Source organism: Rhizobium sp. ZW T2_16, from assembly GCF_044987325.1.
Taxonomy (GTDB): domain Bacteria; phylum Pseudomonadota; class Alphaproteobacteria; order Rhizobiales; family Rhizobiaceae; genus Neorhizobium; species Neorhizobium cellulosilyticum.
In genome coordinates, this window is sequence record NZ_JBJDRG010000016.1 from 1 (window position 1) to 20,330 (window position 20,330).

The 20,330-nt window shown below is 58.7% G+C and carries 18 protein-coding genes and 1 tRNA gene; 2 read left to right on the forward strand and 17 right to left on the reverse strand.

Annotated features, from left to right (window positions below; translation table 11 throughout):
* Window positions 1-209: 209 nt before the first annotated feature.
* The 7 genes from ACI3K0_RS24290 to ACI3K0_RS24320 all read right to left on the reverse strand — a co-directional run bounded on the left by ACI3K0_RS24290 (window position 210) and on the right by ACI3K0_RS24320 (window position 7,817).
* Window positions 210-1,052 carry an MBL fold metallo-hydrolase gene (locus ACI3K0_RS24290; protein ID WP_183821682.1) on the reverse strand — a complete coding sequence of 281 codons (843 nt, stop codon included), beginning with the start codon at window positions 1,050-1,052 and terminating at the stop codon, window positions 210-212.
* A 3-nt stretch (window positions 1,053-1,055) separates the two neighbouring features.
* Window positions 1,056-1,838 carry a TatD family hydrolase gene (locus ACI3K0_RS24295; RefSeq protein ID WP_183821683.1) on the reverse strand — a complete coding sequence of 261 codons (783 nt, stop codon included), beginning with the start codon at window positions 1,836-1,838 and terminating at the stop codon, window positions 1,056-1,058.
* A gap of 73 nt (window positions 1,839-1,911) precedes the next feature.
* Window positions 1,912-3,468 carry a methionine--tRNA ligase gene (gene metG / locus ACI3K0_RS24300; RefSeq protein WP_148148432.1) on the reverse strand — a complete coding sequence of 519 codons (1,557 nt, stop codon included), beginning with the start codon at window positions 3,466-3,468 and terminating at the stop codon, window positions 1,912-1,914.
* Window positions 3,469-3,585: 117 nt separating this feature from the next.
* Complete coding sequence (locus ACI3K0_RS24305) at window positions 3,586-4,617, reverse strand: DNA polymerase III subunit delta' (protein ID WP_183821684.1); 1,032 nt, start codon at window positions 4,615-4,617, stop codon at window positions 3,586-3,588.
* Entirely contained in the window at window positions 4,614-5,279 is a 666-nt protein-coding gene (gene tmk, locus ACI3K0_RS24310) for a dTMP kinase (RefSeq protein ID WP_183821685.1), read from the reverse strand. The genes ACI3K0_RS24305 and tmk overlap by 4 nt, the downstream gene beginning before the upstream one ends.
* Before the next feature lie 87 nt (window positions 5,280-5,366).
* Window positions 5,367-6,536 carry a D-alanyl-D-alanine carboxypeptidase family protein gene (locus ACI3K0_RS24315; protein WP_183821686.1) on the reverse strand — a complete coding sequence of 390 codons (1,170 nt, stop codon included), beginning with the start codon at window positions 6,534-6,536 and terminating at the stop codon, window positions 5,367-5,369.
* 162 nt (window positions 6,537-6,698) lie between these two features.
* Window positions 6,699-7,817, reverse strand: a complete 1,119-nt coding sequence (locus ACI3K0_RS24320) for a septal ring lytic transglycosylase RlpA family protein (protein WP_183821687.1) — start codon at window positions 7,815-7,817, stop codon at window positions 6,699-6,701.
* Between the two features lie 380 nt (window positions 7,818-8,197).
* On the opposite strand from ACI3K0_RS24320, the gene ACI3K0_RS24325 reads away from it, so the two are divergent.
* Window positions 8,198-8,287, forward strand: a tRNA-Ser gene (locus ACI3K0_RS24325).
* 122 nt (window positions 8,288-8,409) lie between these two features.
* Here ACI3K0_RS24325 and ACI3K0_RS24330 read toward each other — a convergent pair.
* Genes ACI3K0_RS24330 through ACI3K0_RS24340 form a run of 3 tightly spaced genes read right to left on the reverse strand, consistent with a single transcriptional unit; the run spans window position 8,410 to window position 11,033 of the window.
* Window positions 8,410-9,075 carry an NAD-dependent epimerase/dehydratase family protein gene (locus ACI3K0_RS24330; RefSeq protein WP_183821688.1) on the reverse strand — a complete coding sequence of 222 codons (666 nt, stop codon included), beginning with the start codon at window positions 9,073-9,075 and terminating at the stop codon, window positions 8,410-8,412.
* 59 nt (window positions 9,076-9,134) lie between these two features.
* A complete protein-coding gene (locus ACI3K0_RS24335; RefSeq protein WP_404946396.1) occupies window positions 9,135-10,169 on the reverse strand; it encodes an AraC family transcriptional regulator ligand-binding domain-containing protein in 1,035 nt (344 codons plus the stop codon).
* 12 nt (window positions 10,170-10,181) lie between these two features.
* Window positions 10,182-11,033, reverse strand: a complete 852-nt coding sequence (locus tag ACI3K0_RS24340; protein WP_183821690.1) for an oxidoreductase — start codon at window positions 11,031-11,033, stop codon at window positions 10,182-10,184.
* A gap of 681 nt (window positions 11,034-11,714) precedes the next feature.
* On the opposite strand from ACI3K0_RS24340, the gene ACI3K0_RS24345 reads away from it, so the two are divergent.
* Complete coding sequence (locus tag ACI3K0_RS24345; protein ID WP_404946397.1) at window positions 11,715-12,974, forward strand: O-antigen ligase family protein; 1,260 nt, start codon at window positions 11,715-11,717, stop codon at window positions 12,972-12,974.
* A gap of 122 nt (window positions 12,975-13,096) precedes the next feature.
* On the opposite strand, the gene sufA is transcribed toward ACI3K0_RS24345, so the two are convergent.
* From sufA to ACI3K0_RS24380, 7 genes are all read right to left on the reverse strand, one after another.
* Complete coding sequence (gene sufA, locus ACI3K0_RS24350; protein WP_183821692.1) at window positions 13,097-13,486, reverse strand: Fe-S cluster assembly scaffold SufA; 390 nt, start codon at window positions 13,484-13,486, stop codon at window positions 13,097-13,099.
* A gap of 77 nt (window positions 13,487-13,563) precedes the next feature.
* Complete coding sequence (locus ACI3K0_RS24355; RefSeq protein WP_112511628.1) at window positions 13,564-13,938, reverse strand: SUF system Fe-S cluster assembly protein; 375 nt, start codon at window positions 13,936-13,938, stop codon at window positions 13,564-13,566.
* A gap of 32 nt (window positions 13,939-13,970) precedes the next feature.
* On the reverse strand, window positions 13,971-15,215 hold the full coding sequence (locus tag ACI3K0_RS24360; protein ID WP_183822428.1) for a cysteine desulfurase: 1,245 nt from the start codon (window positions 15,213-15,215) through the stop codon (window positions 13,971-13,973).
* A 204-nt stretch (window positions 15,216-15,419) separates the two neighbouring features.
* On the reverse strand, window positions 15,420-16,703 hold the full coding sequence (gene sufD / locus ACI3K0_RS24365; RefSeq protein WP_183821693.1) for a Fe-S cluster assembly protein SufD: 1,284 nt from the start codon (window positions 16,701-16,703) through the stop codon (window positions 15,420-15,422).
* A gap of 19 nt (window positions 16,704-16,722) precedes the next feature.
* A complete protein-coding gene (gene sufC / locus ACI3K0_RS24370) occupies window positions 16,723-17,478 on the reverse strand; it encodes a Fe-S cluster assembly ATPase SufC (protein WP_183821694.1) in 756 nt (251 codons plus the stop codon).
* Between the two features lie 63 nt (window positions 17,479-17,541).
* A complete protein-coding gene (gene sufB / locus ACI3K0_RS24375; protein ID WP_148148440.1) occupies window positions 17,542-19,011 on the reverse strand; it encodes a Fe-S cluster assembly protein SufB in 1,470 nt (489 codons plus the stop codon).
* A 149-nt stretch (window positions 19,012-19,160) separates the two neighbouring features.
* The gene (locus ACI3K0_RS24380; protein WP_183821695.1) at window positions 19,161-20,327 is read right to left on the reverse strand and encodes a cysteine desulfurase family protein; all 1,167 of its coding nucleotides are present in this window, start codon (window positions 20,325-20,327) and stop codon (window positions 19,161-19,163) included.
* Between the last annotated feature and the right edge of the window lie 3 nt (window positions 20,328-20,330).

Genomic DNA, 20,330 nt, shown 5'->3' on the forward strand with positions numbered 1-20,330 from the left:
TCGATCCGCTGCAGATCGCGCTCGCTCATCGCTATCAATCCCATCTGCTTGTCTCCGCGTTATCAAACGCGGGGAGTGTGACAGTCTAACTTTGCTGAATTAGGACATTCTAACTTTGCGGCTACATACGAATATCGCATAAGATAGATTATGGAACAAACGAATACGGCCGAACTAGCAGAGACTTGCGTAGATCCCTTGAGACGTCCTTACAACTCGTTGCCCGGCACAGCGATCTCGAAACTCAATCCGTCATATGCTGGCTCCACATGATCCGGCGTTTCGTTCATCACGGTCTGATAGTCGAGCGGAATATGCATATGCGTGAGAATGGCGCGCTTAGCGCCAAGGCGTGCGATCCAGTCGAGAGCCTGCTCCAACGAGAGATGGCTCGGATGCCGCTTATATTGCAGCGCGTCGATGATCAGTATGTCGAGCCCGGAAAGCCGCTCGATGCTCTCTACCGGAAAATCGCTGACATCCGTGCAGTAAGCGACGTCACCGATCCTGAAACCCAGCGAATGAACGTCGCCATGGGCCTGCATATGCGCATGGAACCGGATCGGTCCGCCGGCGCCGTCGACCACGATCTCGTCGTCAAGATTTTCGATCAGAACCGGCGTCACGATCGGCGGATAATTTCCGCCGGGCGGCGTTTCCAGGCAATAGCCGAAGCCTTGGTGGATGCGTTCCATCGTCAGCGGATCGGCGTAGATCGGTATCCGGTGCTTCTGCAAGAGAACGTAGCCACGCAGGTCATCGATGCCATGCAGATGGTCGGCATGGGCATGCGTGTAGAGAACGGCGTCGATGCGCGGCACCCTGGCCGCAATCATCTGCTCGCGAAAATCCGGCCCGGTATCGACAGCGACGATCGTACGGCCGCCATCCGGAGCGATCTGCTCGATGAGAAAGGCCGTGCGCGTGCGCCTGTTCTTGGGATTTTCGGGATCGCAAGCGCCCCAGTCACCATTCAGCCGCGGCACACCCGGAGATGACGAACAGCCCAGAATGGTGAATCGCCTGCGGTATCCGGTTGCTACCTCTGGCACGCTTTAAAGCCTCGGCATCTTGGAGAAGCAGCGGAATGCGTTTTCCGTCGTGATCGTCGCCATCTCGTCGCAGCTGACGCCATGGACCTCGGCCAGAACCTCGGCCGTATTGACCACATAGGATGGCTCGTTACGTTTGCCGCGCCAGCGCTTCGGCGCCAGGAACGGCGCGTCTGTTTCCACCAGAAGGCGGTCCAGCGGCACGGTTTTTGCTATGTCGCGGATATCCTGGGATTTCGGAAAGGTCAGGATGCCGGAGAAGGATACGTAGCCACCCAGTTCAATACCGGCACGGGCGAGGTCGGGTCCGGCCGAGAAGCAATGCAGGATGAAGGGAAATGCCCCCTTCCCGCTTTCCGCGGTCAGGATTTCGATCATGTCCTCGTCGGCACTTCGGCTATGGATGACCAGCGGAAGTTTTGTGACACGCGCCGCTTCGATATGCCGGGCAAGACCGGTCTTCTGGTCCGCCGGCGTCTGCGTGTCATAGAAATAGTCGAGGCCGGCTTCGCCGATCGCCACGATCTTCTCATGTGAATTGGCAAGGCGGATCAGGTCTTCCGCCTGGATATCCAGTTCCTCGCCGGCATTGTTCGGGTGCGTGCCCACAGAGCAGAAAACGGACGGGTATTTTTCAGCAATTGCCAGCAGCGTCTCGAGTTTCTTTACGCGCGTGGAGATCGTCACCATCTGCTTCACGCCGGCCTGATGCGCTCGCTCGATGAGCAGGTCGCGCTCCTCATCGAACTCGGCAAAATCCAGATGGCAATGGGTATCGATCAGCATGGACACGTTATTCAAACCTTGACTGCAATATGGGCGACGATCCGGCGGACATGCCGGACCGTCCTTTTCTTTCTCAGGCCGTTGCCTCGGGCGCGACATAACGTGGGAAGACCGGCGTCGGTGCTTCAAGCACGGTGCCCGGCTTCAGGCGTCCGGCTTCGCCCAGTGTTGCGAAATCCCGTGCGTCCGCAGAAGCGGCGACCAGATTGAGCAGCTTGGTCGATGATTCCGGCATGAACGGCTGCAGTAGAATGGCGATCTGGCGCACGACCTCGGCCGTGACATAAAGAACCGTACCCATCCGCTCCGGATCGGTCTTCTTCAGCGACCATGGCTGCTGCCCGGCGAAATAACGATCCGTTTCGGAGACGACGGCAATGATCGCCGCCAGCGCCTTGTGGATCATCTGCTTGTCCATCTCCTCGCGGCAGGTGGCAATCAGCGCATCGGCAGAGGCAAGCATCTCACGGTCGGCCTCGGTCAGTTCGCCCGGCGTCGGGATCTGGCCGTCGCAATTCTTGACGATCATCGACAGCGAACGGCTGGCAAGGTTGCCGATACCGTTGGCAAGGTCGGCATTGATACGGATACCGATCGCCTCTTCGCTGCAGAAACCATCCTGGCCGAACGAGATCTCGCGCATCAGGTAATAGCGGATCGCGTCGAGGCCAAAATGTTCGATCAGCTCGAACGGATCGAGCACGTTGCCGAGCGACTTCGACATCTTCTCGCCACCCTTGGCCAGCACGAAACCATGCGCATAGACGCGCTTGGGCAACGGCAGCTTGGCCGACATCAGGAAGGCGGGCCAGTAGACCGTGTGGAAGCGGATGATGTCCTTGCCGATGATATGCGCATCCGCCGGCCAGAATTTCGCCCGCGGACCGTTTTCATCAGTCAGAAGGCCGGTCGCGGTCACATAATTGGTCAACGCATCGACCCACACATACATTACATGTTCCGGATCGTTGGGAACCTTCACGCCCCAGTCGAAGGTCGTGCGCGAGATCGAAAGATCCTTCAGGCCGGATTTGACGAAGGAAATGATCTCGTTGCGACGCTCGGCCGGGCCGATGAAGTCGGGCTGTTCCTCGTAAAGCTTCAGCAGCCGGTCCTGATAGGCCGAAAGCTTGAAGAAGTAGCTCGACTCCTCAACCCACTCGACCGGCGTCCCCTGCCCGCCGTAACGCACGCCGTCGCGAACTTCCGTTTCGTCCTCGGCGTAATAGGCTTCATCACGGACGGAATACCAGCCGGCATAGCTGTCCTTGTAGATGTCGCCATTGTCGGCCATCCGGTTCCACATGATCTGGCACGCCTCATGATGGCGCAGCTCAGTGGTGCGGATGAAATCGTCGTTAGAGGCGTTGAGTACCTTGCCCATGGCGCGGAATTCATTGGAATTGCGCTCCGCTAGCTCTTCAGGCGAAATGCCTTCCTTGCGTGCGGTCTGCTGCATCTTCTGGCCATGTTCGTCAGTACCGGTCAGGAAGAAGACGTCTTTTCCATCAAGGCGCTGGAAGCGCGCCATGGCATCGGTCGCGATAAGTTCGTAGGCATGGCCGATATGCGGCTTGCCGTTCGGATAGGAAATCGCGGTGGTGATGTAGAAAGGCGTCTTGTCGGACATCGATACACTCGGAAAATGGTTTTTCGCGGCACAGCGGCGCGGGTCATGCCGCTCTTAGCGCATGTTTGCCTGATGCGAAACCCAAACTTCCTTATGGGAGCCGTTAACGGCCGATCGTCAGGCCGCTTTTGCTGCTTCCAGGATAGACAGAAGCGTCTGTTTCTTGTCGAGATTATAGGCGGTCGACACAGTGATTTTCTCGACGATCTCGCTGACCAGCTTCGCCCGCTTATCGGCAATCGCCAATTGCCCCTGCAACGCCGCGCCACGGGCCTGTTCCACGAGATACTCGCTTAAGTGCTCGAGGAAGAAGGTGAAGATCACTTCGCTGTCCTTGCCCGACAGGACATCGGCCAGCCGATGCATGGCCTTGCGTGCAGAAGGTCCCTCTCCGGCGACAATCTCGTCGAATGCGGCGATGATGTCGAGCCCGCCATAATTCTTCAGCTTCAGTGCGCGCGAGACGCTGCCCTTGGCCAACCGCTGCACCGACTCGGCCGTCTGGCCGCCGTCGATCGATTGTCCGAGCGCAGTCAGAGACTGGCGCAACTCGCTGTCGCCGAGCGGTGACAGCTTGAGTGTCTGGCAGCGAGAGCGGATCGTCGGCAGAAGCTTGCCGGGCGCGTGCGACAGAACCAGAAACATGGCCCCGCGCGGTGGTTCTTCCAAAATCTTCAGGATCGCGTTGGCCGCATTCCTGTTCAGGTCATCGGCGGGATCTATGATGACGATGCGCCGGTTACCGGTGCCCGAGGTCTGCGAGAAAAAATGCCCTGCCCGCCTTACCTCGTCGACGGTGATTGCACTCTTCACCTTGCCGGTCTTGTCGTCCACAGGCCGCGTCAGGTGCAGCAGGTTATGGGAAGCCCCCGACAGGATCTGCCGGCTGATCGGCGTGGACGGATCGGGATCCGGAATTGTCACCGGGGCAAGCCCCGGCTCTGGATTGGAAAGCACGTAGTTTGCGAACCGGAACGCAAGCGTCGCTTTACCGATCCCTTCCGGCCCCTCGATCAGTATCGCATGATGCGACTTGCCGGTACGATAGCTACGCGCCAGAAACTCCTGCGCGCCCGAATGGCCGAATAGCTGCGTATTTGCAGCCGGGTGAATGGCTCCGTCCAGAACATTTGCGGCTGTATCGCTCACGAGACCTGCTCCGCGGCGACTGACGCCTCAGTCGCCGTTTCCACCAGCGTGAAAATCTCCTCGGCGATTTCGTCTTCCGGCCGACCTGCGTTTATAACCCGGCAGCGTCGCGGCTCGGCCGCCGCAATATCGAGATATGCCTGCCGCCGCTTTTCATGTGTATCGACCTCTTCCTTCTCAAAGCGATCGGGCGCGTCACTGCCGCCGCGGCGGCGTGCACGGGCAAGACCTGCCTCGGCCGGAAGATCGAGAATAAAGGTGAGGTCCGGCATGACGCCGTCTGTGGCGATGCGCTGAAGGGCTTCGATGAAGCCTGGCTCGAGATTTCCGGTGACGCCCTGATAGACTCGTGAGGAATCGACGAATCGATCGCAGAGCACGACTGCGCCCGTTTCCAGCGCAGGGCGAATAACCTCTTCGACATGATCGTTGCGGGCAGCGGCAAACAGGATAGCCTCCATGCGGACACCGAAGGTTTCGGCTGCTCCACTGAGGAGAACGTGCCGAACGGCTTCTGCGCCCGGAGATCCGCCCGGTTCGCGTGTCACCAGCACATCGTGACCGGCACGGCGAAGCCGATCGGCCAACCGACGGATCTGGGTCGACTTGCCGACCCCCTCGCCGCCCTCGAAGGTGATGAATATGCCCGAACGATCTGTCACGCTTGTCTTTGAACCTGTCTATGTCTGAACGGCATATAGCGCATCGGCCAGAAATTCGGAACGACTTTCGGCACGGCTCACTCGGCGTCAAAGCCAGAAGAACAGTAGCTCCATCAGGGCATCGCTTGCCTGAGCCCTGAGACCGCCGACCTCCACAGAAGCTGCGGCCTCAAGCGGGATTTCCCGGATCACCCTGTCGCCTGACGAGATTCGCAAGGTCGCGATCTCCCGTCCCTGGGCGACAGGCGCCCGCAGGGGCCAGTTGTAGACGATCCGTCCGGACAGCCTTTCCGGGTTGGTCTTCGGCGTGAAAATATCGACAGGTTCTCGCGTGACGAGGTCGACCTTGCTTTCGACACCTCCATATATGCTCGCCTGCCCGATCACCTCTCCCGCCTTAAAAACAACCCGGGTCTCGAACGAGGACAATCCCCACTCCAGAATGCGTCTGGCTTCATCTGTCCGCTCCTTGTCCGTGGCAAGGCCGCCGAGGGCGAGGAAGAGGCGCGTATTATCTCTCGCGACCGAAGCGGCTAGCGCATAACCTGTCCCTTCGGCAAAACCGGCCCCCAAACCGTCTACCCCCATATTAAGTGACAGAAGCGGGTTCTTGTTGCGCTGGAATATCTTGTTCCAGGCGAAATCCGGCTGCGCATAAAGAGGGTAATATTCCGGATAGTTTCGATAGAGATGCCGCGAAAGCTCAACCAGATCGCGCGCGGTCGTCCAACTTTCAGCATAAGGCAAACCTGTGGCGTTGCCGAATGTGGAACGCGCCAGACCGATATCCTTGGCCTTTGCCGTCATGCGGGCCGCAAATTCACCTTCGGAGCGCGCAATACCCTCCGCCAGAATGATACAGGCGTCATTGGCATTCTGGATGATCACGCCGCGCATCAGGTCGGCCACCGGCACCTGAGATTTCAACGCGGCAAACATTGTTGTCGTACCGGAAGGCGCACCGCCCGTGCGCCAGGCATATTCGCTGACCGGATATAGCGTCTCGGGTGAAATCGCGCCGCTTTTCAAGGCATCGAAAACGACTTCCATCGTCATCAGCTTGGCAAGCGATGCTGCCGGAAAGGACTGATTTTCGTTGACAGCCAAGAGCACGGTGCCCGTCGCTGCCTCAATGAGATACGCCTGCTTCGCCTTTGTCGCGAAAACGGGTTGCGCTTCCTGCGCCCATACGTTCCCTGCCGCCTGCAATGCGGTCGCAGCCAGTACAAAAAACCGAAGCAGAAAACTTCGCATCATTCCCCCGCAGTCCATCCGATTCATGCTCACAGTAGCGACAGGTCTTTTATGGTGAATTAAGAGCGGCATGGCATCCGTGAAAACAAAATCACCCCAAAAACCTTTCAAGCTTTCGGGGTGATGAAAAGTCAGTATCGTTTCGTGTTTCGACGATAGTCGGCGTCAATATTTCTGGCCGGGCTTTGGCGGCTCCAGCAGCACGTTGCCGAACATCACGCGTGTAACCTTGCCTTGCTGCGGTTCCGCTGCATAGGCGGTCTCAGTCGTTCGAGCCTGGACCGGTTGCTGAACACGCTGCACCGACTGAACGCGTTGCGCTGGCTTTGGCTGGCTTGGCGCCGACGCATAAGCAACAACGCGCTCCTGCTGGACGGGACGAGCGGCAGGAGCAGCCTTGCGCTCGACAGGCACGGGAGCGGCGCGCGTGACAGATGCGATCTGCGCAGTCTGCTGTTCGAACTTTTCGGCGACCGGGCGCTTGGCGGACGATGCGCTTGGGCTGCGTCCCGCATAGGCGGCGGCCGGCATGGACGAGCCGTAACTCTGCAACTGATCACCAAGGGGCTGGTTAGATGCAACCATTACCCCGCTCGCAATCTGGCCGCCGGGGTTGAACGACGGCAGGCGATCGCCCTTGCGAACATAGGACGCCATCAGGAACGGCATATCCTCGCCATCCATTCGCGCACGACCAAGATACTGGACATTAACTCGACCGGTACCGGTCTGCTTGATGTCGATCATCTCTGCGGTCTTGTCCGAAACGTCGATGATGCGACCCGGGTGATATGGCCCACGGTCGTTGACGCGAACGACGACGGACGAACCGGTATCGACATTGGTTACGCGGGCGTAGCTCGGGAGAGGAAATGTCGGATGCGCGGCAGAAAGATGCGAGCTGTCATACACTTCACCATTGGCGGTTAGACGACCGTGGAATGCCGAGCCATACCAAGACGCAAGGCCGGACTTGTTGTAGTTCGGGTCTTCCTTGGGCACGTAGGTCTTGCCCTTGACCTCATAAGGCTGTCCGACCATGAAGCGGCCACCGCCCTTCGGAACAGGCCTGCCGTCCGCAACAACGCGCGGGCTGGCCTTCACACCATATTCCGACTCAGCAAAATATTCCTTGCCGTGACCCTTCTTCTTCGGGGCTTCAGCCATCTTGGTCGAGGCACAGGATGCCATTGTCGCACACATTACGCTGATCCCAAGCCATTTAGACCAGAGGGAAAGTTTGCCGCCACTCAAACTCAAAGCTCGTCCGTCCCTATTTCGCATTGTGCGAATATGATGCAGGGCCTCGCAACCCGTACCATTCGCAACCACAACCCCACCCTCGTGAAACCACTTGGGCCTAATACTGGACAGGTTTTGCTTGGTTCGTGGCAGAAATGCGAACAAAATCTGTGGAATGGTTAAAATTCAAATGGTTATAGTTAACGAAAAGTAAATTAATTTCATTTTATTGCTGTTCCAATACGCAACGCGCCGAAACTTATACTTTGTCTTAACCTTTTCACATGCGACCGCAGCAAGAATCACCACCACACAAGGTTATGCCCCCCCAGCGCGGGACGCATGATTGTCGCCTTGGTGCCCTCCTATCATCGCAGCTGCCGTTGACGGGGCGATCAATGGACGATAAAGCGCAACAGTCTGGATGGGTGGCCGAGTGGTTTAAGGCAACGGTCTTGAAAACCGTCGTGCGGGGAACCGTACCGTGGGTTCGAATCCCACCCCATCCGCCACTCTCATCAAAACGTACGATTCTACGAACGGGTTACCGCCGATTGCCACCTTTTCCCGTCTAGAGGCAGATTTCTGGGGAAGTTCGCGTCAATGGATACGGGCCTGAAGCCCAATAGAGCTTTCAACGCCCAGACCCGGAAAGACGCCTGAGGCCGTCATTGTCGATGACGGTGACACCAGGATTCACATCGGCGATACGCTTAGCGATCGCATCCGCGACGGTCTCGGCGGGAATGGCTCCGTAGCGGGAGAGCTGGCCGGGCAAAATCGGCGTGAGAGCCGCGAAGATGCTCTGGCCGATCGCCTCCCACATGCGCCGTTCGTTGCGGTTTCCGATGAGAAAACCAGGGCGGATCAGGTCAACTTGCTCGAAGCCGAGACCGATGACCGCCTGCTCGATCTTGCCCTTTGTCTGGAGATAGAAACCGGGACCACCAGCGCCCGCCGAGGTCACAAGAATGAACTTGCGTGCACCAAGCGCCTTTGCGCCTTTCGCCACGGCGAGCACGTAATCATGGTCGACCCGGAACATGGCCGGCTGCGATCCGGCCGTGCGAATGGTCGTGCCGAGGCAGGAGATGGCGACATCGACGCCTTCGGCCGCGATCGGCCGCAACACCCGTTCAGGTGTCTCGCAAAGGTCTTCGTAGTCAATCGCCCGGCCCGGTGCCGATGACCCGCGCCGGATGAGGCTGACGAGATCGATATTGTCGTCTCCGGCAAGCCGTGCAGCCACGAGGCCGCCGACCAAGCCGGTACTGCCGGCGAGAAGAACGCGTTGAGGCATATTGTAGACTCCTTTGGCACGCTAGCGAGCGCCCGACTCTTGATGCAGTGGAGGTCGGCTCAATGGAGACCGGCGGTTCCGGCCGGGCCGAGCCTGTTCATGTTTATTTCACGCCAGCGGTTGGGCGACATTCCCTCCCATTCACGGAAGGCGCGGTAGAAGGAGGTCGTGTCCTGGTAGCCGAGCAGGCAGGCGACTTCGTCGATGTCGGTCTCTGGATCGGCAAGTAGATGACGGCCCAAATCCCGGCGCGCGTCGGACAGGAGGTCGCGGAAGGTCGCGCCCTCCCCGGTGATGCGCCGCTGAAGCGTCCTGTCGCTCATGCCGAGTTGCTTCGCCACGTCGGACAGGCCCGGCTGGCCGCTGGCGAGACTGCGCTTCAGCACGATCTTCACCTGCTCCTTTACCGAACTTTGCGCTTGCAGTTCGCCGAGCGCCGCGCTGAGGGCCGGCGTCAACATCTCCAGCATTTCGGGGTTGTGACCCGGGAACGGTCTGTCGAGGTCGGCCGCATTGAGCAACAGCAGATTGCGCGGTGCGCTGGTGCGGATAGGGCAGCCGAAATACTCCGCATGTGTCGCGCCGGCGGGCCCCGGTCGGGCAAGCTCCAGCCGGCGCGGCAAGATGTGCCGCCCGGTGGCGCGCCTTCCAAGCTCCACCAGCGTAGCGAAGGTTATGTCGACCGAAATCGCAGGCTCCGCGCCAGTGGCGAACGGCCATTCGGCGGATATGGTGCAATCTCCGTTCGCCTCGACGATCTGCAGGTGCTCCGGCGTGCACAGACGCTTGAAGCGCGCGAGCCGGGTCAAGCCGTCGCGATAGTCTCGGGCGTAGAAGGCGGCGAGGCTCGACGGCGGATGGACGGCCGTATCGACAGTCTGAACCATGCGGATGCCAAGTGCTGCATCGCCGGCCAGATCAGCCATCGCCTGCATCAGCGCAAAATACTGCGCCGTGGTGACGAAGGCCTGCGCGCCAAGATGTAGCGTCGCCGGCAGGCGCGCCTGCCGCAGCAGGGCTGCGGGACGGATTCCGAACTGCTCCGTCGCCCGCCAGAAGGCCTGCGGTATCTTGCACTTATCGACCTGCGCCATCGTCATTTCCTTCTATGCCTTCTGGGTCTTGAGCGCCTTCGAGATACCAGTCGCCATCCGCATCATGCCGTCGAAGGTCCGATCGGACAGCATGCCGCGCATGAAGATCATCGGCTTCGCACCGAAACCGATTGCGTAGCGGGTCTTCGGCCTGGCTGCGGTGACGGCCCTGGCAATGGTGTCGGCGATGATCTGCGGCGGTGACTGGCGCTTGACGCTGGCTTCACCGACCATGGATTCCGCCATGGCGTTGGCCTGCACCGCATAGGGACCGTGGCCCGAGGTCTCGCGCAGCTTGTCGGCGGCGATGCCGGTCCATTCGGTCCTGATACCGCCCGGTTCGATTACAACGACATCGATGCCGAAAGGCTGAACTTCCATGCGAAGGCAGTCGCTAATTGCCTCCAAGGCGAATTTGGTGCCGTGATACCAGGCACCAAGTGGGGTATGGATCTTGCCGCCCATCGACGTGATGTTGACGATCGTGCCCGAACGTTGGGCGCGCATGTGCGGTAGGGCCAATTGGATCAGCCGGACCGCGCCAAAGACGTTGACGTTGAACTGGGCGCGCGCCTCTTCCATTTGCACGTCCTCGACGGCACCATAGGAGCCGTAGCCGGCATTGTTGACGAGGACGTCGATGCGACCGAATTCGGCGATGATGGCTTCGATCCCTGCCTGCATGGAAGCGTCATCAGTCACGTCCATCGCCAGAATTTTGATACCGGACTGCGTCAGATGCTGCATGCGATCGACACGGCGAGCGGCGCCGTAAACCGTGTAGCCGAGGTCCTTGAGCTTGAGGGCAGTGGATTCCCCGATACCGGAAGAAGCGCCGGTGACAAGTGCGACTTTGTTGGCCATGTACCGGTTCCTTACGTTGGAAATTGTTGTTTTCAGAGCCCTAACTCGACCAGGCTGCGTATTCTGGAATGCAAACTAGCGGCATCAACACGTCATGGCATTGGCATTATATGCCACATAACTTGCGTATCGCGCCAACAGTCTGACGCCACATGCCGCGGTGGTGTCGCGCTCCAGAGTTTGTTGACTGTCTAGGCGTCACAGTCATCGAGAGAGGAAGAGAGAGACAACACCGGCCGACGATGGGTGATGCGACAGACGCTGGCGTGAGGCGGAAAGCGCCACCACTTTTGCATGAAGTGCCATTCGACACCTGCTGAAATGCATTCCGAGCTGAGGGACCGGCAGGTCAGGTCCGCCGAATTTCCGATATAGCAGCCACTTGCTACGCAAACACCGTCCAAAGGCTGCAAACTTCGTTTGGGAGCCAATGGGCATTCATGAGCAAACCGACCAAGCACCTCGCTCCCCCCGTCATTAATACAATCCGCCAAAAAACAAGACGTGTCGTTGACAGTCTAATACCTACGTAGAATAAGCTGACTGAATTCATTCATAGGCGACACGATGAAGACAGAGATGCATCCGAATAAGATCGGCGTCACGTGCCTTACTTTTGCACCTCTGGAAATTTGCGCAGACTCGCAAATCATCAATGCCAACCCTATAAGCTAGGTGGAAATGAAGACTGTCAGCAGCATGAAAGAGCCCTTAGAGGAACTTGAATTTGCTCTTCATCGAGTGCTGATTCATGTCATTCTTATTTGCGACGTCCTGTTTGCATCCCGTATTTATCAAGCGATCGGTCTATTCCTACAGCCGCTAATTTTGGGCAGCTGTGCGGCTATCATCATTTTTTATTGTGCCTATACAGCAATAAGGGGTCACATACTCATACCACTGATGGCCGTTGGTTATGTGGCGCTCGTCATGACACAATTGACTGTGTTCGCAGACAAGCTTTGGCTGCCCGTCAATACAAACGCCTTCTTCCAATACATATGGGTGATGTCATTCGTTCCGTTCGCGGGCGTGTGCCTGGCCGGTGGGCGAACCTATCTGCTGAAATGCGTTATCGGCTACGGAACGGGTTATTGCTGCTTTTACGCACTTGTCTCGATCATGCAGATGGCGGGCGTCTTGCCCGGCAAAATTCTGGCCGGACTTGTTTCCGATCTTGATTTCCGGGGCGCGCGGATTTTCCTCTATTCCGGCCTAGCCGCACTCACATATTTCTATTGGCTGGTGCAAATCCGGACACGCGTGACCTGGGTCAGTCTGTCCTTTTTCTTGATATGCACGCTGGCATCATTGCTTTCTCTCTCTCGCGTCTATCTTCTTGTGATCTTCTGCCTCAGCATCGTGTTCATGCTTTCGCCCAGACCCGCTTTTTTACGAATATTGGCTATCTCTGTTCTGGGACTTGGAACCACATTCGTTTTGTCTGGGATGCTGGTTCCGGCCTTCAATCCATTCGATCTGTTTGCAAATGACGCTTCGGGCGCGTATCGAGCGCTGGAATATGAAGTCATGCGCGACCGAATTTTTGCCGATCCCCTATGGGGCTTTGGAATGTCGCCGACGTCAGATGCGTCCAAGCCATTCCTGGGGCCTTATCTTATCTTCCCCGGAGATGTGGGCAGTGTCGGGGTGTGGTTTGAGTTTGGCCTGATCGGCCTAGTCTTGTATCTGGTCATCCTCTGGCGGTGCTCCACTCCACAGCGGTCATTGCCGACGAAATATGGCTGGCCGCTTTTCCTGACCGGAACAATGCTGACGGCTTATGGCGCGATGGCACCTCTGGCGATCGCCCCAGGTGGGGCGACAATGACAGGGTTGATTTTTGGTGTTGGCCTGACTGCTCACGTTCAACAGAGAAACCACAAGCGGCGCTCTCAGCCGCTTTCAGGATCGCTCCGGCAAACCATCTCGGCGCGATAGATGCGCTGCGCGAAGGTAGGGGGGCTGGTCAGTTTCCTCCCGCGATACGCTGCATTCGGTCTTGGTGCGCAACGCAGCCCGGATGGATTAAAACGACCGCACGTACCCAAATATGACTTTCGTCAGGCGGTGACGCCAGCTTCGCGTTGTTTTGCGAGTGCGGCAAGATCCGCTGGCTTCAGTTCTACCGATTCGCCGCAGCCGCAGGCGGACGTCTGGTTCGGATTTACGAAGGTGAAGCCTGAGCGCATCTTGGTGATTTCGAAATCCATCTGAGTGCCCAGCAGATAAAGAACGGCTGAGGGCTCGATCCAAACTTTTGCGCCGTCATGCTCGATAACGTCATCCTTGGCATTCGCCTCGGTGACGAGGTCGATCGTGTATTCCATGCCGGCGCAACCGCCCTTCTTGATCCCGACGCGTATGCCCTTGGCATCCGGACCGGAATTGGAAACGATCTGCTTGACGCGGTCTGCCGCCGCATCGGTCATGGTCATCACTGCAAAGCCCATCGGCTTATTCCTCTTCCACAACCGGGTTCAAGGCCCGGCGTTTCTGACAATCAATTTAGTCGCAGCAGCCTAAGCTATCAATACCAGCCGACCGCGACCTGTGCTTCTTCCGACATGCGCTCCGGAGTCCACGGCGGATCGAAAGTCATTTCGACTTCGACGCCGGATACGCCCTGAACTGCGCTCACAGCATTTTCGACCCAGCCAGGCATTTCGCCGGCAACCGGGCAGCCCGGCGCGGTCAGCGTCATGGCGATCTTGACCATACGGTCGTCTTCGATGTCGATCTTGTAGATCAGCCCGAGTTCGAAAATGTCTGCCGGAATTTCCGGGTCGTAAACAGTCTTCAGGGCTGCGATGATATCGTCAGACAGGCGCTCCAGTTCATCCGCCGGAATTGCAGATTCGATGATCCCTTCGCGGGCATCCCACTTCGGTATGTCTTGGTCCATGGCCTTCAAATGTCCCAGTCAGTTCGCTGAATTTAAGCAAAGAAATTGCGGGCGTAGTCGAGGGCGTCCGCGAGCGCGTCGACTTCGGCACGGGTATTATACATGCCGAACGATGCGCGGCATGTGGAGGTGACGCCGAAACGTTTCAAGAGCGGCATGGCGCAATGCGTGCCGGCACGCACGGCAACGCCGCGGCGGTCGATCACCATCGATACGTCATGGGCATGAATGCCGGCAAGCTCGAAGGAGAAGATCCCGCCCTTGCCCGGCGCATTGCCTATGATCCGCAATGAATTGATGGCCTGCAGCCGTTCGGTGGCATAAGCCGTCAGATCAGCCTCATGAGCGGCAATTGCCGCGCGTCCGACCTTGTCCATATAGTCCAGCGCATACCCCAGACCGATCGCCTGGACGATCGGCGGCGTTCCGGCTTCGAAACGATGCGGCGGATCGTTATAGGTGACGAAATCCTCCGCCACCTCGACAATCATCTCGCCGCCGCCCTGGAAGGGCCGCATCTCTTTCAGACGATCCATCTTGCCGTAAAGAACGCCGATGCCGGACGGGCCGTAGAGCTTGTGGCCGGTCATCACGAACCAGTCGCAATCGATATCCTTCACATCGATCGGCATGTGAACGGCGCTCTGGCTGCCGTCGACGAGAACGGGAATCCCGCGCTCATGAGCGATACGGCAAATCTCTTTCACCGGCACGACCGTGCCGAGCGCATTCGACATATGCGTAACGGCAACCATCTTGGTCTTCTCCGTCAGCGCATTCACGAAATCCTCGATATGGAAGGTGCCGTCGTCATCCACCGGCACCCAGGTAATCTTGGCGCCCTGACGCTCGCGGATGAAATGCCACGGCACGATATTGGAGTGGTGCTCCATGATGGTGATGACGATCTCGTCGCCCTCGCCGATATGCGGCATGCCGTAGCCATAGGCGACCGTGTTGATCGCCGAGGTCGAATTGCTGGTGAAGACGATCTCATCGACAGATCCGGCATTGAGGAACCGGCGCACCCTTTCGCGCGCCGCCTCATAGGCGTCGGTCGCGGCATTGGAAAGGAAGTGCAGGCCGCGATGCACATTGGCATATTCGCTGGAATAGGCATGGGCGATCGCGTCGATCACCACTTGCGGCTTCTGCGCCGACGCGCCGTTATCAAGATACACAAGCGGCTTGTTGCCGTGCACCATGGTCGACAGGATCGGAAAATCCCGTCTGATCGCATCGACGTCATAGGTAGCCAACGGTGTCGTCTGGTCCATTGCAGACCCTTTCATATCGCGCTTCTGGGCGAAGTCCCGTAAAGATCGCAGTTATGATCGGCATCGACGTCGCCATCCCCACTGCGTCATCCTCGGCCTTGTGCCGAGGATCCAATCACGTTGCAACCGCCTCAACGGTCGCAGATGCTCGGGACGAGCCCGAGCATGACGGGAGGAGATACGTCATCTCCTCCTTGCTTCACATCAGGCATGCTTTTCAAGCCAGGTCGAGATCACCTCTTCCAGCGGCTCGACCAGCTTTTCCTCTTCCAGCTCTTCGACGATTTCGGCGACGAAGGCGTTGACCAGCATAGCGCGCGCCTTGTTTTCCGGAACGCCGCGGGCCATCAGATAGAAGAGATGGTTGCGGTCGATATCGGCAACCGTCGCACCATGGCCGCAGATGACGTCGTCGGCGAAGATTTCGAGTTCCGGCTTGACGGAGAAGTCACCGTCATCGGACATCAGAAGCGTGTTGCACGCCATCTTCGCATCGGTTTTCTGTGCGTCCGGCGCAACCCGGATCATGCCCTGGAAAACGCCGCTTGCCTTGTCGAACACGACATTGCGGAAGGTTTCCGTCGAATTGGTATGCGGCACATTGTGGCCGAGCACGAGCGTGACATCCGTATGCGTGTCGCCACCGAGCAGGTTGACGCCGCGCAGCGTCAGCTCGGCGCCCTCGCCCTGAACCTCGATGCGAAGTTCCTGGCGAACCAGCTTGCCGCCGGCATTGACGACGTAAAGCCGAAGCTTGGCCTCTGCACCGAGCTTAACGCGGATCTGCGCCAGATGGGTGTCGGACGCGCCCTGCTGCTGCAGGATGATCCAGGTGATCTCCGCGCCGTCTTCAAGTGTGATATCACTGATCGAGGACACGAGCGCTGCAGCATCCGTTTCCGAGCGGTGACGCTCGACGATAGTGGCTTTGGAACCCGCACCGAAGGAGACCGGGAAACGGGTGTGAACCTGCCCTTCGCCGTGCGAAGCCTGCAGTTCGATGACGTCCTCGATCTCCGCATTTGCGGGAATGACGATCGCCAGGCCGTCACGCACGAACGAACCGTTCAGGCGACCGATCGCATCGTCCTTGTCGAGTGCGGTCAGGCCGGTAACGGCAGAGCCGTCGCTCAGCTGATCACGGAACGCGGTAATCTTCACGCCGTCAATTTCGGCATCCGCATGGGCTTCGCCCTGCAGCACCGGCAGCACGGTCGAACCCTTGACCAGTGGCGTGATGGACGAAACCTTGGTGCCCGCGACCCGCTCCGGCACGGACCGCAGCAGGTTCTTCAGGTCGGTATAATGCCAGGATTCGATCCGGCGGGTCGGTAGCCCGGCATTCTTCAGGTCGTCGAGGAGACGATCGCGAGTGCCGGCGACGGCGCCATTGCCCGGCAGGTCACCGATCTGCGCGGAAAAGGCCTCGACGAGCGCCGTTTCGGCAACCGTGAGCTTGGCCGCTGGCTGGTTAGCTTGAATGTTCATGCCAAAATCCTCCCCGGTCTCAGGCCGCGGTCTCGATCACGTCGGCATAACCGTTGGCTTCCAGTTCCTGTGCCAGTTCCTTATCACCCGAACGGATGATCTGGCCCTTGTAGAGAACGTGGACGGTATCCGGCACGATGTAGTCCAGCAGGCGCTGGTAGTGGGTGATGACGATGACGGCGCGATCCGGCGAACGCAGCGCGTTGACGCCATCGGCAACGATCTTCAGCGCGTCGATGTCGAGGCCCGAGTCGGTTTCGTCGAGGATGCAGAGCGTCGGCTCGAGCAGCGCCATCTGCAGGATTTCGGCGCGCTTCTTTTCACCGCCGGAGAAACCGACATTGAGCGGACGGCGCAGCATGGCCGGGTCGATCTTCAGCTGTTCGGCGGCTTCCTTGACGCGGCGCATGAAGTCCGGTGTCGTCAGCTCGTCTTCGCCGCGCGCCTTGCGCTGCTCGTTCATGGCAACCTTGAGGAACTGCATCGTGGCGACGCCCGGGATTTCGACCGGGTACTGGAAGGCGAGGAAGATGCCCTTGGTGGCGCGCTCGGCCGGATCGAGTTCCAAAATGCTCTCGCCGTTGTAGGTGATGTCACCCTCGGTGACTTCATAGTCCTCGCGGCCCGACAGGATGTAGGACAGCGTCGACTTGCCGGAGCCGTTCGGGCCCATGATGGCGGCGATCTCGCCCGGCTTCACGGTCAGGTTCAGGCCGCGGATGATTTCGGTGCCGTCTTCGGCGATGCGGGCGTGCAGGTTCTTGATCTCAAGCATAAGTATATCCTTCCGGATGTTTTTCAGTGACGCGTGGTGCGCGATAATTCAGATGACGGCCAATCAGCCTACGGAGCCTTCCAGCGAGATGCCGATCAGCTTCTGGGCTTCGACGGCAAATTCCATCGGCAGCTGCTGGATGACATCCTTGACGAAGCCGTTGACGATCAGTGCGATCGCCTCTTCTTCCGGAATGCCGCGCTGCATGGCGTAGAACTTCTGGTCGTCGGAAATCTTCGAGGTGGTCGCCTCGTGTTCGATCTGTGCCGACTGGTTCTTCACCTCGATATAAGGCACGGTATGCGCACCGCACTTGTCACCGATGAGGAGCGAATCGCAGTTGGTGAAGTTGCGAGAGTTCTCGGCACGGCGGTGGATCGACACCTGACCACGATAGGTATTCTGCGACACGCCAGCGGAAATGCCCTTAGAAATGATGCGGCTCGACGTGTTCTTGCCGAGATGAATCATTTTGGTGCCTGAGTCGATCTGCTGGTGACCGTTGGAGACCGCGATCGAGTAGAACTCGCCACGGCTGTCGTCACCCCGAAGGATGCAGGACGGGTATTTCCATGTGATCGCCGAACCGGTCTCGACCTGGGTCCAGGAGATCTTGGAGCGCGCACCACGGCAATCGCCACGCTTGGTGACGAAATTGTAGATGCCGCCCTTGCCTTCCTTGTCGCCCGGGAACCAGTTCTGCACGGTCGAATACTTGATCTCGGCATCATCCAGCGCAACCAACTCGACGACGGCAGCGTGAAGCTGGTTTTCGTCGCGCTGCGGCGCCGTGCAGCCCTCGAGATAGGAAACGTAGGCGCCTTCCTCACAGATGATCAGCGTGCGCTCGAACTGGCCGGTGTTCTTCTCGTTGATACGGAAGTAGGTCGACAGTTCCATCGGGCAGCGAACGCCCTTGGGTACGAAGACGAACGAACCGTCGGTGAATACCGCAGCATTCAGCGTCGCGTAATAATTGTCCGTCGTCGGCACGACCGAACCGAGATACTGCTTGATCAGCTCGGGATGCTCGCGAATGGCCTCCGATATCGACATGAAGATCACGCCGGCCTTCTGCAGTTCCTTCTTGAAGGTCGTGACGACCGATACCGAATCGAACACCGCATCGACGGCGACCTTGGAAGTCTGCACGCCGGCCAGGATTTCCTGTTCGCGCAGCGGAATGCCCAGCTTCTCATAGGTGCGCAGCAGCTCTGGATCGACTTCGTCCAGCGACACCGGGCCGGTCACGTTCTTGGGTGCGGCATAATAGTAGATGTCGTTGAAGTCGATCTTGGGATACTCGACACGAGCCCAGGTAGGCTCTTCCATCGTCAGCCAGCGCTTGTAGGCATCCAGACGCCATTCCAGCATCCAGTCCGGTTCCTGCTTCTTGGCCGAGATGAAGCGGATGATATCTTCAGAAAGCCCCTTCGGAGCCTTGTCCACTTCGATAACTGTCTCGAAGCCGTATTTGTACTGATCGATATCGATCCCACGGACCTGATCGATCGTTTCCTGGACAGCAGGCATCTTCAGTCTCCAAATTTTGCCGGTTCAAATTCCGGCAATTCCGTCAGTCTTGCGGGGAAAACAATGCCTCCCCCATGTAAGGGCCAAAAGGCGATTTTCCCACCTTTTGGCAAGCAGAAAATTGCTTTTCCGCCAATTCTGGAAGCCGCTTATGCGGCTCGTCCCGGCAGCTTGCGGCGACCGGCGATTTTTCCGAAAGCCGATATGGCCTTTTCGATGTCGGCCTGCGTCGTTTCAGGGCCAAGCGAAATGCGCAGGCCGCCGACTTCCGAGCTGAGTCCCATCGCAGTCAGGACATGGCTCTGCCCGACCTTGCCGGAAGAGCAGGCAGACCCCGCCGAAAGAGCTATTCCTTCGAGATCGAAGGCGATCTGACCGGTTTCGGCCTTCAATCCCGGCAGCGTGAAAAAGCTGGTATTTGCAACGCGAGGGCCGGCCGCGCCGTGGATGATCACATCGGGAGCTGCCTGCAGCATCGCCTGTTCAAGCCCATCGCGAAACGCGCCGATTCGGGCGTTGCGGCTCTCCAGCTGTTCAGACATCACTTCAGCTGCCGCGCCGAAGCCGATGATCGCGTGAAAATTCTCCGTCCCCGACCGGTGACCCTTCTCCTGACCGCCGCCCCGGATGAGCGGTTTCGGCATCAGCACTTCACCACGGGAAATAAGCGCGCCAATGCCTTTCGGACCGGCGATCTTGTGGGAGGAAATGATCAGGAAGTCGGCATCCAGCGCGTTGATGTCGAGCGCGATGCGTCCGGCCGCCTGAACCGCATCGACAACCATCAGTCCACGATACTTGTGAGCAAGTACTGCCGCCTCGGCCACCGGCTGGATGATGCCTGTCTCGTTATTGACGAGCATCACCGCCACCATCGGAAGGCCCGAAGCCGGATCGTGATTGGCTAGAAGCGTTTCGAGAGCGGCAAGATCGACGATGCCGGCAGGCGTTACCGGCACCTCCGTCACCTGCTCGGGTGCAAAACGGCCGCCTTCGCGGATCGCCGGGTGCTCTATGGCGGAGGCATAAAGACGCGATACCATAACAGGCGCCCGACCCATGCGATAATCCGGCGTCAAGACATGGTTGGATGCCTCTGTCGCGCCGCTCGTAAAGGTCACATGTGCAGATTCAGCCCCGACGAGCGCTGCGACCTGACGCCTTGCCTTCTCGACAGCAGCGCGCGCCGCCCTTCCCTCGCTATGTACGGAGGACGCATTTCCCGGCAAGGAAAAGGCTTCGACCATCGCGAGACGCGCGACTTCCGATAGCGGAGCGGTCGCATTCCAGTCGAGATATGTCCTCTGCAAAGCCATTGA

Excerpts from the sequence above, each read along its gene's own strand:
- ACI3K0_RS24295 (WP_183821683.1), bottom strand. The coding sequence starts at position 1,838 with ATGCTGATCGATACCCATTGCCATCTGGATTTTGCCGAGTTCGATGAG.
- metG (WP_148148432.1), bottom strand. The coding sequence starts at position 3,468 with ATGTCCGACAAGACGCCTTTCTACATCACCACCGCGATTTCCTATCCG.
- ACI3K0_RS24315 (WP_183821686.1), bottom strand. The coding sequence starts at position 6,536 with ATGATGCGAAGTTTTCTGCTTCGGTTTTTTGTACTGGCTGCGACCGCA.
- ACI3K0_RS24320 (WP_183821687.1), bottom strand. The coding sequence starts at position 7,817 with ATGCGAAATAGGGACGGACGAGCTTTGAGTTTGAGTGGCGGCAAACTT.
- ACI3K0_RS24330 (WP_183821688.1), bottom strand. The coding sequence starts at position 9,075 with ATGCCTCAACGCGTTCTTCTCGCCGGCAGTACCGGCTTGGTCGGCGGC.
- ACI3K0_RS24335 (WP_404946396.1), bottom strand. The coding sequence starts at position 10,169 with ATGGCGCAGGTCGATAAGTGCAAGATACCGCAGGCCTTCTGGCGGGCG.
- ACI3K0_RS24340 (WP_183821690.1), bottom strand. The coding sequence starts at position 11,033 with ATGGCCAACAAAGTCGCACTTGTCACCGGCGCTTCTTCCGGTATCGGG.
- ACI3K0_RS24345 (WP_404946397.1), top strand. The coding sequence starts at position 11,715 with ATGAAGACTGTCAGCAGCATGAAAGAGCCCTTAGAGGAACTTGAATTT.
- sufA (WP_183821692.1), bottom strand. The coding sequence starts at position 13,486 with ATGGGCTTTGCAGTGATGACCATGACCGATGCGGCGGCAGACCGCGTC.
- ACI3K0_RS24355 (WP_112511628.1), bottom strand. The coding sequence starts at position 13,938 with ATGGACCAAGACATACCGAAGTGGGATGCCCGCGAAGGGATCATCGAA.
- ACI3K0_RS24360 (WP_183822428.1), bottom strand. The coding sequence starts at position 15,215 with ATGGACCAGACGACACCGTTGGCTACCTATGACGTCGATGCGATCAGA.
- sufD (WP_183821693.1), bottom strand. The coding sequence starts at position 16,703 with ATGAACATTCAAGCTAACCAGCCAGCGGCCAAGCTCACGGTTGCCGAA.
- sufC (WP_183821694.1), bottom strand. The coding sequence starts at position 17,478 with ATGCTTGAGATCAAGAACCTGCACGCCCGCATCGCCGAAGACGGCACC.
- sufB (WP_148148440.1), bottom strand. The coding sequence starts at position 19,011 with ATGCCTGCTGTCCAGGAAACGATCGATCAGGTCCGTGGGATCGATATC.
- ACI3K0_RS24380 (WP_183821695.1), bottom strand. The coding sequence starts at position 20,327 with ATGGCTTTGCAGAGGACATATCTCGACTGGAATGCGACCGCTCCGCTA.